The 12,879-nt window shown below is 70.1% G+C and carries 11 protein-coding genes; 6 read left to right on the forward strand and 5 right to left on the reverse strand.

The window, feature by feature from the left end; all coding sequences use genetic code 11:
- The first annotated feature begins 168 nt into the window (after window positions 1-168).
- On the forward strand, window positions 169-1,017 hold the full coding sequence (locus tag ACTWQI_RS13635; protein WP_443270239.1) for a helix-turn-helix domain-containing protein: 849 nt from the start codon (window positions 169-171) through the stop codon (window positions 1,015-1,017).
- Complete coding sequence (locus tag ACTWQI_RS13640) at window positions 996-1,214, forward strand: DUF397 domain-containing protein (protein WP_443270240.1); 219 nt, start codon at window positions 996-998, stop codon at window positions 1,212-1,214. Before ACTWQI_RS13635 ends, ACTWQI_RS13640 begins: the two co-directional genes overlap by 22 nt.
- Before the next feature lie 93 nt (window positions 1,215-1,307).
- On the opposite strand, the gene ACTWQI_RS13645 is transcribed toward ACTWQI_RS13640, so the two are convergent.
- Both ACTWQI_RS13645 and ACTWQI_RS13650 read right to left on the reverse strand, forming a co-directional pair.
- Window positions 1,308-3,578, reverse strand: a complete 2,271-nt coding sequence (locus ACTWQI_RS13645) for an ABC transporter permease (RefSeq protein WP_443270241.1) — start codon at window positions 3,576-3,578, stop codon at window positions 1,308-1,310.
- Entirely contained in the window at window positions 3,575-4,258 is a 684-nt protein-coding gene (locus ACTWQI_RS13650) for an ABC transporter ATP-binding protein (RefSeq protein ID WP_443270243.1), read from the reverse strand. The genes ACTWQI_RS13645 and ACTWQI_RS13650 overlap by 4 nt, the downstream gene beginning before the upstream one ends.
- A gap of 355 nt (window positions 4,259-4,613) precedes the next feature.
- Between ACTWQI_RS13650 and ACTWQI_RS13655 the strand changes: the two genes are divergently transcribed.
- Both ACTWQI_RS13655 and ACTWQI_RS13660 read left to right on the forward strand, forming a co-directional pair.
- Entirely contained in the window at window positions 4,614-5,120 is a 507-nt protein-coding gene (locus ACTWQI_RS13655; RefSeq protein ID WP_443270244.1) for an AMIN-like domain-containing (lipo)protein, read from the forward strand.
- A gap of 196 nt (window positions 5,121-5,316) precedes the next feature.
- Window positions 5,317-5,553 (forward strand): hypothetical protein, encoded by a 237-nt coding sequence (locus tag ACTWQI_RS13660; RefSeq protein ID WP_443270245.1) that lies wholly within the window; start codon window positions 5,317-5,319, stop codon window positions 5,551-5,553.
- Window positions 5,554-5,667: 114 nt separating this feature from the next.
- Here ACTWQI_RS13660 and ACTWQI_RS13665 read toward each other — a convergent pair whose 3' ends face one another.
- The 3 genes from ACTWQI_RS13665 to ACTWQI_RS13675 all read right to left on the reverse strand — a co-directional run bounded on the left by ACTWQI_RS13665 (window position 5,668) and on the right by ACTWQI_RS13675 (window position 10,652).
- On the reverse strand, window positions 5,668-8,424 hold the full coding sequence (locus ACTWQI_RS13665; protein WP_443270247.1) for an FG-GAP-like repeat-containing protein: 2,757 nt from the start codon (window positions 8,422-8,424) through the stop codon (window positions 5,668-5,670).
- Window positions 8,425-8,691: 267 nt separating this feature from the next.
- On the reverse strand, window positions 8,692-9,831 hold the full coding sequence (gene rho, locus ACTWQI_RS13670; protein ID WP_443270249.1) for a transcription termination factor Rho: 1,140 nt from the start codon (window positions 9,829-9,831) through the stop codon (window positions 8,692-8,694).
- A gap of 266 nt (window positions 9,832-10,097) precedes the next feature.
- Window positions 10,098-10,652, reverse strand: a complete 555-nt coding sequence (locus tag ACTWQI_RS13675) for a GNAT family N-acetyltransferase (RefSeq protein ID WP_443270251.1) — start codon at window positions 10,650-10,652, stop codon at window positions 10,098-10,100.
- Between the two features lie 283 nt (window positions 10,653-10,935).
- Here ACTWQI_RS13675 and ACTWQI_RS13680 point away from each other — a divergent pair, with 283 nt between their 5' ends.
- A complete protein-coding gene (locus ACTWQI_RS13680; RefSeq protein WP_443270252.1) occupies window positions 10,936-11,580 on the forward strand; it encodes an RNA polymerase sigma factor in 645 nt (214 codons plus the stop codon).
- Complete coding sequence (locus ACTWQI_RS13685; protein ID WP_443270255.1) at window positions 11,577-12,395, forward strand: hypothetical protein; 819 nt, start codon at window positions 11,577-11,579, stop codon at window positions 12,393-12,395. Before ACTWQI_RS13680 ends, ACTWQI_RS13685 begins: the two co-directional genes overlap by 4 nt.
- Window positions 12,396-12,879 lie beyond the last annotated feature (484 nt).

Here is a 12,879-nt window from a genome sequence, read left to right on the forward strand (position 1 = left end):
AGCGTTGGCCACGCCCCGGGGCCGTTGCAGCGGCCGCCGGGGTCTGTCGTCGTCCGCCGCACGCGGACGATCAATCACCGTGTGTGCCCTCATGGTTGCCCTGTGCTGGCTACGATCGACAGAGGGTTGCTGTCCCACGCTCCGTCGTGGGACAGGGGAGGTGGACCGATGACGTTCGAACCGCGTGGACTTTCCCCGGACCGCTCGGCGCGTGACCTGTTCGGTGCCGAGGTCCGTCGTCACCGGGAGAAGGCCAACATGTCGCTGAGGCGGCTCGCCGAGGTGCTGAACTACAGCAAGTCGCATCTGGCACGGATCGAGACCGCGGAGTCGCTGCCGTACGACGACCTGCCGGCGAAGCTGGATGCCTGCTTCGGCACGGACGGGCTCTTCGCCTGCCTCCACGCCCTCGCGCGGAAGGAGCCCTTCCCTGGCAAGTACCGCCGGGTGATGGAGATCGAGAGCCGGGCCGCCGTCATCGAGACGTACGTGAGCGCCACGGTTCACGGTCTGCTTCAGACCCCGGAGACAGCGGAGCGGTGGCTGCGCTGTGGGCATCCGTACGCCCCGGACGCGGAGATCGAGGCGATGGTAAAGGCCCGAATCGACCGGCAGAAGCGGCTGAACGCCCCCAAACCGCCGCGCTGCTGGTTCATCCTCGACGAGGCGGTCCTGCGTCGCTCGGTCGGCGGGCCCGAGGTGATGCACCATCAGATGCTGTCCCTGATCGAGCGTGGGACAGCGCCGCACATTACCCTCCAGGTCCTGCCGTATACCGCGGGCGAGCATCCGGAGCCGGGTGGGGCACTGAATCTCTACACGGTGCCCGACGAGCCGCTGGTGGCCTACGTGGAAGGAAGCCAGGCCGGGACGATCATCGAGGACCGAGACGCGGTCGCGAGGCGCAGGGAAAACTACGATCTCCTCAGGGCCATGGCCCTCTCGCCTCGCGACTCCGAGGCGATGATTCGAGCGGCGATGGAGGACTGGACGCCATGCGAACCACCCCGGACCTGAGCGCTGCTATCTGGCGCAAGAGCAGCCACAGCAACCCCGATGGCGGAGACTGTGTCGAGGTCGCCTCCGGCTTCCCTGGCATCGTCCCCGTTCGTGACAGCAAGGACGCCAACGGTCCCGCCCTGGTATTCACCAGCGGAGCATGGAGCGAGTTCATATCGGGCGTGAAGTCAGGTGATTTCCCAGTCGCCGGCTGAGCCCATGCACAACCTCGAACAGCCCCGGCACGCGTACGGCTGCCGGGGCTGTTGCGCGTCCGCCGCGGTTGCGTGCGCCGATTCGTCGGCCCCCTAATCGCGGCGGATCAGCTCCGGGTTGATGCGGCGGCCGACCAGGGGCAGGGTGCCGAGTATCGCCACCACGAGGACGCCGAGCGCGGCCAGTGCGAGCAGGGGGATGCCTGCGCTGTCCCAGAAGACCTCGCCGCCTCCCGTCACGAGGTACGAGGACTCGGCGAGCTTTCCGGTGATCAGAGCGAGGATGAGGCCGAGGGCGAGCGGCAGGACGACCTGGGAGCACTGGACGAGCCGCAGGGTGCGCGGCCGGGCGCCGATGAGGGTGAGAGCGGTGACCTGCGGCCGGCGTTCCACGGCCCGGTCGGTGACGGAGACGAGGAAGGCCGCGACCCCGATCACCAGACCCATGATCATGCCGAGGGCCAGCAGTGTCTCGATCACGGTGATCTGCTGGAGTGCGTCGATATTGATGCCGACCGGCTCGACCTCGGCGGTGGGCACGATGGTGCCGATGCGGTCGAGGACGGTCCGTACGGTCTCGGGGTCGGAGGCACTGGCGAGGACCAGTGTGCCGGCCATGGTGACGGCGCCGGGCGGGAGCTTGGACGGTGGGTAGAGCACGGGGGCGTCGATGGACGTGACGTCGTAACCGGAGTAGGTGACCTGCTGGCGCGGCACGTTGATCTTGACGGAGGTGCGTCGGTCGCCCTGCTTCAGTCGGATGGTGGAGGGGGAGATGGAATCTTCCGTTTTCGCGGGGTCGGTGAGGTGGAGAACCTTGCCATCCACACAGCCCTCCATGTGGCGCACCATCTTCGCGAGCTGGTCGCAGGTCGCGACCAGGGCGCTCGCGGGAATCTCCCGGCCCTCGTCGTTGGGGTCGAAGGGTGGCTCCATCACGATCACGTGCGCGCGCAGTTCCGGGATCTCGCGGAGCCTGCGCTGCTGGTCCTTGCTGAGGTCGGAGAGTGAGAGCCCGTACTCCTGCGAAGGCGAGCTCGACCGCAGGATCTGGGCCTCTTCGACCAGGACGCCCTGCGCGAGGGACGCGGAGAACACCAGGAGCACAAGACCGGTGACGACGCGCATGGCGCTGCCTGGCTCCACCTCGTTTCGGCGCATGGCCAGATTGAGGGTGAGGGAGCGGGAGCGGGCAAGGCGCCTGGCGACGACGTACGACAGCAGCGGCATCGTCAGGACGAGGCCGAGTCCGGTGAGCAGGACGCCGAGCGGGACCAGCAGGGTGTGGATACCGATGCTCTGAGCCGGGTGGTCGGTGAGTCCGGTCAGGCAGTAGCCGATGACGAGGCCCAGGCCGGTGACGAGCAGGAGCCCACCCCAGATCCGGGGTGCGCGGGGCGCTGCCGTACGACGCGTGCTCAGCGGGTTGGCAGCGGCCGCGCGTGCGCTGGCGCGGCCGACGAACCAGGCGAGGGCCGGACAGCCGAGCAGACAGAGGGCGAGAGTGGAGGCGGAAAGCGCGCCGTCGCTCGGGTACCACTTCAGGCCGGGCAGGCCGGTCCTGGCCATGACCTGGTTGAGCAGCCAGAACTCGCCGAGACCGAGGAGCGCGCCGAGCAGCGCGGCGACGACCGTCTCGGCCGCGTTGACCCGCTGTGTGCCCTTGGTGCTGAGGCCGAGCAGCCGCAGGGACGCGAGACGGCGGTTGCGGCTGGCGGCGGAGAGTTTGGCGCAGACGGAGAGGAAGACGCCGAGCGGCAGGAGCACCAGCGTGGCGAGGGTGAAACGCAGGATGTCGAGGGTGGAGGGCTCGACGGCAGGGATGGGCGGGTAGCCGGTACCGAAGCCCTTGAGGTCGCGCGTGGCACTGAAGCCAGTGAGCTCCGAGCGCTCGGTGCCGACGTAGGCGTACAGCTCATTGGGGTCCGTGAGGCCCGCCGGGGAGATGAGCCCCTTCTCGCGGCCGGGCAGCAGCCCCTTCAGAGCACGCTCGCGCTCAAGTTGGTCATGCAGGGCCGGGGAGACGAACACCTCGCCCGGAGCCGGGAGTTCGCTCAGTCCGGGCGGCGGCTCAGGGGTGTCGTCAGTGCCGCGGGCGAGGAAGACGCGGTGGAAGGGCCTCGAGCCGTGTGGGTCGGACCGCTCAAGGACCAGCGTGCGGTTCTGCTGGGGCTTGCCTGCGAAGTTGACCGGCGTACGATCCCCGGCCCGGCCGTCGCGCGCGTCGAGGATCGCCGGGATGGTCAGGACGAGGGCGAGACAGCACACCCCGAGGGAGCCGCCCACGGTCATGAGCAGAAAACGAACTCGGGTGCCGCGCCCGGATCCGAGCAGCAGCCGTAGGCCGAGCAGGAACTCCCTCACGCGGCTGCCCCCTTGGGGGCGAGGACCCCGTCGGCCATCGTGTAGTTGCGGTCGGCCTGGGCGGCCACCGTGGAGTCGTGGGTGACCAAGAGCACCGCGGTGCCCTGCGAGCGCGCCAGGGACAGGAACTCTTTCAGTACGGCGCTGGCGTTGGCGCTGTCGAGCGAGCCGGTGGGCTCGTCGGCGAAGACGACGGCGGGCCGGTGGACCAGAGCTCGTGCGACGGCGACGCGCTGGCTCTGCCCGCCGGACACCTGTGAGGGCCGGCGCTCACGCAGGTCGGCGATGCCGAGGCGGTCGAGGACCTCGGCGGCGGCCTTGAGCGCGGGGCCCTTGCGCCTGCCGGCGAGGCGCAGCGGCAGCGCGGTGTTCTCCTCAATGGTCAGCTCGGGGAGCAACTCGCCGTACTGGAAGACGAATCCGAAGCGCTCGCGGCGCAGCGTGCTGATCTCCTCGTCGTCGAGGTCTGCGAACCCCCGCCCCTCGAACCGGATCTCACCTCGGCTGGCGGGCAGTACCCCGGCCAGGCAGTAGAGAAGAGAGGACTTGCCGGAACCACTGGCCCCAGTGATCGCGGCGACTTCGCCACGGGCGAGGCTGAGGTGCGCGTCGCGCACGGCGAGCGTGGAGCCGTAGGAGAAATCAACTCCCATGGCCGACAGGACTTCTGACGTACTCATTGCTTCCCCCCGATGATCCAGAGCGTCCCCGCTCATAGGGCCGGGTGGTACGCACGTCCACTCCCACCCCCGTGGATCAACGGTGACCCACCTCCGGTCGTTCCCGTGAGGGGCGACACCGCGGGCTCGAGGGCACGTACGGCTCCGGCGGCGCGAAGGTGCGACTCCGGATCGTGGGACGCCGACCGATGGCCGTCGGTCGTACCCTCGGAGCCCCCCGGGGATGCCTGCGGGAACCCCTTCTCAGCGGGCCGGGGAACAAGTACGGCTCTATATGCAACCAAGGGGCTTGTTTGGCTGTCTATAGGGATATTCCGGTATTCCGGCATCCATCACCAGCAGAATCGGGGGCGACATGAACAGTCGCCAGCGCATCGCGGCCGGAGCGGCCGCGGGCGCGTTTCTCATCGCCGGGACCGTCGCATCGGCCCCTGCCACGGCATCCGTGCCGTCGCACGCGACGGCTTCGCCACCGCCCATAGCCCTGGTGGTCAACGCCAGGACGGGTGTCCATCCCACCTTCGACCGCATCGTCATCGACGTGAAGGGCAAGCTGCCGCCGACGACTGTCCGGCGTGTGAAGGAGCTCCGCTACGACGGCTCCGGTGCCAAGGTGCCGCTGCGCGGTAAGTACTTCCTGGAGATCAAGCTCTCTCCGGCCGCCGCTCACAACGAGGCCGGGCAGTCCGTCTACAAGGGGCCTCGCCTGGTCAAGCTGAACATGCCCGAGGTCAAGGGTCTCGCTCTCACCGGCGACTTCGAGGGTGTGGTCACCTTCGGCGTCGCGTTCAAGGAGAGGCCCTGCTACAAGACCTTCACCCTCCACCGCCCGGAGCGCTTCGTCCTCGACATCCGCCACTGACAGGAGCAGGAGGCGGCCGGGCACCCCACCTGGAGGTGCCCGGCCGCCGCCGCTCCCGTGGAGCGGACGGGCGAGGACTCGTCTGCGGGGCCTGAGTTCCACCCCCGCAGCGTCCGCGAGGCATCAGTCCGATTCCGGCAGAGTGATGACTCATTTCCGGCGGTAGGGCAACCAATCCTCCCTTTCAGGGATCTAGGTGCCTTGGGCGTGCGTTAACGGGGGCGGGGACGGGAAGGGCGGCAAGAGGAAGGGCGCCGGGCTCATCCGCATCGGGCGGATCGTCGGTGATATCGCCGACCGCAAGACGATCGACACCTACCCGGCCGTCACCCGCGCCGGCATCCGGCTGCGCCCGTACGTGACTGTCACCGGCGATCTGACGGTCAGCGCTCGCGGCGTGTCCGACGACGCCTCAGCGTCGGTCGCCGAGTAGGTCCGGCACTTCGACGGAGCCACCGGTCGGTGAAGCACCGCCCCCGAAAAGGCTCTCGCCATGCCGCCCCCGTGAGGGAAGCGGCACGGCGAGAGGTCGTGCAGGGTGGTGCTGCTACGGCGTCTGGGTCTGGCCGAGTCGGGCGCCCGCAGGGGTGCCCAGGTTGGAGCGGCTGTAGTAGACGCCGGTGCTGGTCGAGACCCCGGAGCTGCCGCTGTCCAGCTGCAGGATCACGCCGTCGCCCGCGTCCTCGCCCTCGACGCCGATCGCCAGGTCCGCCCGGCCCCAGCCGGACAGGTCGTGCAGCACGACCGACGAGCCGAGGCGGTCACCGGACTCGGTGGCGCCCGCGATGCCGGAGGTGTCCTGGCTGTAGGCGAGGGCGCTGCTGCCCGTCAGGCCGGTGGAGCCGCCGCGCAGCAGCAGGGCCTGACCGGCGTTGGTACGGGCGGTCCCGTCGCGCGTGATGTCCTCGCCGGGCAGACCCGCCAGGACATCGGCGTACCCGTCCAGGTTGTAGTCGCCGACGGAGACGGAGTAGCCCAGGTCGTCACCGGTCTCCGCCGCGCCCGGGACACCGGTGGTGTCCTGATGGACGGTGGTGCGGCCGGTGGTGGTCAGCCCGGTGGAGGAGCCGTAGAGCGCGGTGATCTGGCCGCCCTTGTACGCGGCGGACTCCGTGGCGTACGGCTGGCCGACCGCGGCGTCCGTGTAGCCGTCACCGTTCAGGTCGCCGACCGCGAGGGAACGGCCGCCCCTGACGCCGAGGATGCCGGTGCGCTGCAGACCGGTCGCGGAGCCCTTGAGCACCAGCACGCGCGAGACCTTGCCCGGGTCGCGGAAGGTGATCGCGGCATCGGCGTAGCCGTCGCGGTTGAAGTCACCGGTCGCGGAGTCGACTTGGGAGACGGCCGCGGTGTAGGCGGTGCTGTTCAGATAGCCGGACTTGGCGGCTCCGGTCGTGCCGTCGTACGACCACCAGCGGCCCGGCGTGCCCGGGGCGACGGACAGGACGTCCGCCTTGCCGTCGCTGTTGAAGTCGGCGACGGTGACGGACGTGCCGAGCTTCTCGCCCGCCGCGCGGGTCGCGGTCGCCGTGCTGTACGTCGTGCCGCTGGACAGTGCGGGCCCGTAGAGGACGGTGACCGCGCCGGCGTCGGTGTGCCCGGTCGTGTCGTCCTCACCTGGGGCGCCGATGGCGAGGTCGGCGTGACCGTCGCCGTTGACGTCCCCGAGGGCGTTGTCCGCGCCGAAGTTGTCACCGGACTCCGAGGAGCCGGGGACGCCGGGGCTCGACTGGGTCAGCGTCTGCTTGGCGGAAGCCACCGGGCCGTCGGGTCCGCCCGGGACGACCGTCAGCGAGCCCACGCCGCCGGAGACGCCCGGCGTACCGGCGACGAGGTCGGCGACGCCGTCCTGGTGCAGGTCGGTGCTGGCTGGCGCGGCGTTCGCGGCCGGGCTGGCGGCGAACCGGCGGATCTCCGGGAGCTTGGAATACAGATTCGCGCCGGGGCACTCGGTGGCGTAGCCGTCGCGGTGGCCGGAGATCGTGGAGAGCGTGGCCTGTTCGCCCTTCTTGTACTTCCCTGTGTCGCCCGCGGCGGTGAGCGTCACCTTGCCGGTCGGGTCGACGCCGTACTGGCCGAGCTTGTAAGCGGCGATGCGGGATATGGCGTTCAGCACGGGGGCGGTGGCCTTGCCGTCGGTGGCGTAGTTGCCGATGACGGAGATGCCGGTGGAGTACCCGTTGAAGCCGTAGGTGTGCGCGCCCATCACGGGGAGGTCGACACCGCCCGCTCGGCCCTCGTAGACCGTGCCGCACTTGTCGACGAGGAAGTTGTACCCGATGTCGTTCCAGCCGTTGGACTGCACGTGGTACGTGAAGATCGCCCGGAGGATCGCCGGAGTCTCGGCACAGGTGTAGCCGTTCGCGTCCGTCGTGTGGTGGACGAAGGCCGCGTCGATCTTGTCGAGGTACGTCGGCGGGTCGTCGACCTTGGACTCGTCGGCGCCCCACTTGGCGCGGGAGACGATCGAGGGTTTGGTGACGGTGGACGGCGGAGCCGTCGGCACGGTCGGCGTCGGCGAGGGCGAGGTGGAGTCGCTCGGCGACGGGCTCCCGCCCGCGGACTCACTAGCCGATGGGGTGGGCGAACCCGTCGGCAGGACGGACTCGGAGGACGTCGGGACAGGGGATTCGCTGACCGTCGGCTCGCCCGTGACCGGGAGGCTCGGCAGCGGGGTGTCCTCGGCCGGGAGCGCGTACGCCGCGGGGTGGGCGTCGCTGCCGTCGGGGTCCTCCTGCGCCGCTCGGTCGGCCTTCTTGGCCTCGGAGGGCAGCACACCCGGATCGACCAGATCCAGTCGCAGTCCACTCGGCAGCCCGTCGCTCACCGAGCCGTCGGCGGCCACCACGCGGGCCTCGACGCCGTCCGACGGCCCGACCCAGCGGGGCTCGGTCGCGCCGCGCGCCTCGCTCTCCCTGCCCTCCTCGGACTCGGGAGCGCGTCCATCGAGGTCGAGCTCCTGCCAGCCGGTCCACTCGCCGGTCTCGACGCTGTGGGTGCGGACCTCGGCCGTACCCTCGATCGTCGCCGTGCTGGTCGGCCAGGAGATGCCGAGCAGACTGAACGGCTCGGTGCCGCGGCGATCGACGCCGCGCTTGCCGGCGCCCTTCGCCTTCAGTGGCACGGTGTGCATTTTGACCGGGGAGGCGGCTGCCGACGGCCTGTCGTCGTCGTATGGGTTGGCGACGGCGACCGTCACCACTCCCGCACCGCCGAGGACGACGGCTCCGAGGGTCAGCCAGGTTCTGCGTTTCAGGCTCAGCGGCCGGTACGCATGGGTTGATCGCGGACTCAAGTTCCCCACCTTGGAAGGAAGTATCGAACGGCCCACCTGTCACACGGAGGGCCCGACGTACCAAGCGCAGGGGCCGCCGGAAACATCACACCGCGCGAGGACGCGGTCGGCGTTGCTGAGCTGCTGGTGGGTTCCCGCCGACGTGCGGCCCGGACCGTGGGTGCCGGGCGGCGGATACGGGTCACACGGCCACAGTTCCCGCCTGACCGAGGCTCGGCGGTGGGTTGAGGAGAGCGGCCAGGTGGAGTAGGGAATCCCCTGGCCGGGCACCGGCGCTCAGGCCCCGGGGACGGTGCGGTGCAGCTGCTGAAGGAAGGCGGCGTTGCTCGGCGTCTGCTTGATCTTCTCCAGCAGCACCTCCAGCGCCGCCCGCGCATCCCTGGTGTGCAGGGCGCGGCGCAGTCCGCGTACGGCCGTCAATTCCGCCGGCGGAACGAGGAATTCTTCACGCCGGGTACCGGAGGGTGTGACGTTCACCGCAGGGTAGATCCGTTGATCCGCAAGTGAACGGTCAAGCCGGAGCTCCATGTTGCCGGTGCTCTTCAGTTCCTCGAAGAAGTAGTCGTCGGCCCGGGAGCCGGTATCCACCAACACCGTCGCGAGGATGGTCAGCGAGCCGCCTTCCTCGGCGAGGCGTGCCGCGCCGAACAGTCGCTTGGGTCCTTGCAGCGCCGCGGCGTCCACACCGCCGGAGAGCGTACGGCCGCCGGTGGCCGCGGAGTTGTTGTGGGCCCGGCACAGGCGGGTGATGGAGTCCAGGAGTATGACCACATCCCGGCCGAGTTCGACGAGCCGCTTGGCGCGTTCGACCGCGAGTTCGGCGAGCGCGATGTGCTGTGCAGCCGGGCGATCGAAGGTCGAGGCCAGCACCTCGCCGCGGACCGACCGGGTCATGTCGGTGACCTCCTCGGGCCGCTCGTCGAGCAATACCACCATCAGGTGGCACTCGGGGTGGTTGGCGGCGATGGCGGCTGCGAGGTGCTGCAGGAGCATGCTCTTACCGGTCTTGGGCGGCGCCACGATCAGTCCGCGCTGCCCCTTGCCGACGGGTGCGACCAGATCGACGATCCGGGTGGTCAGGCCCCCGGCCGAGGTCTCCAGCCGCAGCCGCTGCCGAGGGTGGAGCGGGGTGAGATCGCCGAAGTGCGGCCGGCCGTGCAGCGCCGTCGTCGGGCCGCCGTTGACGCGCTCCACCCGGCCGAGCGAGCGCGGACGGCCGGTCATGCCTTCGACGAGATCGCCTTTGCGCAGGCCGTGTTGACGGATGAGGGCCGAGGACACCTGGACGTCGTCCGGCGTCGGCAGGTAGCGGCGGCTGGTGCGCAGAAAGCCGTGGCCCTTCACGATGTCGAGGACGCCGGCAGCCGGGGCCTTGAGGTTCTGTTGGACAAGGGGGTGTTCGAGAGTGCTGGTCATGCGAGTCCTTTCACGGACGTGGCTCGAAAGAGACCCGGCAGGCAAGGGCGGAGAAAATCACGCCCGGTGCCGCGGAATCGGAAGCCTGCGTCCGGAGAGAAGAAGAGGTGCTACGGGGCTTGATCGCCGGTCACGGAAAGACCGGGCCCAGCAGCAATACGAAGTGAAACAAGCACCGACGCGAACGAAGTGCGTACACAAGTGCTGCTCGTCACTGTAGCACCCCGGAACGGACACCCCTTGAACAGCGCACGGACCGCGGGGGCTTACGGCCGCCAGTCGGCCTTGCGCAGTTCGTACTCCACGTCGCCGTGCTCTGCGCCGTCGATGTACTCCGGCCACGACTCGTGGAACGTCCGTACGTAGGTCAGGCCGGCCTTCTCCAGAACGCGGCGAGAAGCGCGGTTGACCGTCATCGTCGTCGCGTAGACGCGCTGAACGCCGAGTTCGGTGAAGCCGTTGCGGATCAGCGCGCGGGAGCCTTCGGTCGCGTAGCCCTTGCCCCAGGCCGCCGCGCGCAGCCGGTAGCCGAGCTCGACGTCGTCGGAACTCCCGTCCTCCGGCGGCCGGAACTCGAACCAGCCCAGGAAATCCCCCGTGGACTTCTCCACGGCTGCCCAGTGGCCGAAGCCCTCATATCGCTCGTAACAGTTGAAGTACAGGGGCAAGATTTCTTTCCGGACCACCTCGCGCGGGGTCGGCTTGCCTCCGTTGAGGAACCGCATGACGGCCGGGTCGCTGTCGAGGTCGACAAGAAGATCCACATCAGCTTCGGTGAAGCGGCGCAGCAGCAGTCGATCGGTCTCCAGAAAGACCTGCATGCCGGAATCCCTCTCTTCCCCGTCGTGGCGGCCGCCCAACCGTACTGCCAGTACCGCGCCGCGCCTGTGATCGGACGAGACGCCGGCCTGGGCGGTCGGCGCCGCACGCTCGTACGGCTTCGTGGTCGTTTTGGCAGGAATGAGGTGGAAATCTTCGAACTGCCGTGACATTTGCATGAGTTCTCACGCTGTGCGGAGGGGAGCCGGTGTCCTTGCCAAGGAGCCGGCTCCACGAGGGACATGGGCACGGTGAACAGTGCCGCGTCGGGATGGAGAGGGCAGAGTGAGCGAGGGCGGGGGCACGCGCCGGCGTTGGCACCATCAGGACGACGGGGGGCTCGGCACAGCCGTCGAGCGTGCCCAGGACGGGGACGAGCAGGCCTTCGCCGCCCTCTACCGGCACCTTCATCCGAGGCTGCTGGCTTATGTACGCGTACTGGTCGGGGACGATGCGGAGGACGTCGTCTCCGAGGCATGGTTGGAGATCGCCCGTGATCTGAGGAGATTCCGCGGCGACGGCGACGGGTTCCGCGGCTGGACGGCGACCATCGCTCGGCACCGGGCCCTCGACCATCTGCGACGGCAGCGCAACCGACCCCGCGCCACCGTCCTGGAGCAGGACGTGCTCGAACTGCCGGGCGGACAGGACACCGAGCGCGAGGCCTTCGAGTCCCTGTCGACCGAGCGAACCCTTGCGCTGGTGGCTACGCTGCCGCGGGATCAGGCCGAGGCGGTCCTGCTACGGGTGGTGGTCGGCCTCGACGGTCCCGCGGCGGCCCGCGTTCTGGGAAAGCGCGTCGGAGCGGTCCGTACGTCCGCCTATCGCGGGCTGAAGCGACTCGCCCGGCACGTCGCCGACCGCCGCGCGGCGGGAGAAGCGGCATCCGTGACGTCTGCGGCGTCACGAACGCTTGGGGATATGAGATGAGCGAGAACCGAGACCGTGACAGGGACGGACAGCGTCGGCGAGCCGGGCGGGCCGCGGAGAAGGCCGCCCTCGCAGCAGTCGAACGGCTGCTCGCGGCCGCCGCAGAGCCGGTGCGGCACGAGTCGGAACGCGCCCGCGGGCGGCAGGAGGCCGCGGTCGTCGCGTTCCGGGCGGCCCGCGGTACGCCGACCGGGCCCAGGAGATCGCAGGACGACTGGCGCCCCCGGCGGGGCTTGGGTGCCGTCTTCGCATGCCGTGCGGGGGGCGTTTCCCGTTCCAAGAAGGCCGTGATCGGTGCGGTGGTGGCCGCCGCGGCGCTGGGCGGGGTGGCGGTGGCGGCGGGAACCGGTGCGGTCCCGAATCCTTTCGGGACCGGCGACAGCGGCTCCCGACCGGCGCCGGTCCACAGCGCGTCCGCCGAGCCGTCCGGAGGTCCGGGGACCTTGGACCGTACGAGGCCTGGGCGCACGGATCCGACGCCCCCGGCCGGGAGGGGCGACGCGGGGCCTCGCGTCGCCCCTCCCGGCCGGGGAACCCCCAAGCAGTGGACGACGGTGAGCTTGTGCCGGGCGTACCAGGCGGCGGCCGGTAGCGGTGCCGCGCTGGACTCCGAAGCCTTCGGCAGGCTCGCGGACACGGCCGGAGGCGAGCGGGCCGTGGACGGCTACTGCGACCGCCTGATGAAGAGGCAGGGGAAGCGGTGGGAGAGGAGCGAAGGCAGCTCGGGCGGGAGAACGCAGGACGAGCCCCCGGCCTCGACGCGGCCCTCCGGCTCCGGGGCCGAACAGCGGAGTCGGTCCGGCAGAAGCGGCTGACCCGGGTCGGTCGGCGAACCACGGGGCAGCCGCCCCGGCCCGATCCCATCCCTTCGCCTGGTCAGGCCCAGGCGCGCAGGTGAGGGCAACAAAGGACGGCCGGGGTCGCCACCCCCCACAGGAGAGACCCCGGCCGTCGTCGGTGAGGGCCCCGCAAGGGGCCCGTACTCACCTCAGCGTCCCACGCCGGATTTCTGTCACACCGCCGTCGAACCACCGTTGCGTCACCTCCTGATGACCGAGCCCGGCCGCAGGAACATGGACGCGGACCCGCCGCAGGCCGTAGCGTGCAGGTCGCGCCGTGTCGGGCGCATGTCGTGTTGGTCGGGACGCGCCGGGGAGGACTGTGTACCGGGGGTGCTCCTCAGATGTATCCGTGGGTCGACGGCCGGGCCCCGGGAGTGGAGCCGGAAGGTCGCTGCGCCGCCGGCGGCGGGTACCGGCCGGGCGTGGGGCCGACGCCCGGTCCGCCCGTGCCGCCGTC

This window comes from Streptomyces sp. KR80 (assembly GCF_052245555.1).
In the GTDB taxonomy this organism is placed as follows: Bacteria; Actinomycetota; Actinomycetes; order Streptomycetales; family Streptomycetaceae; genus Streptomyces.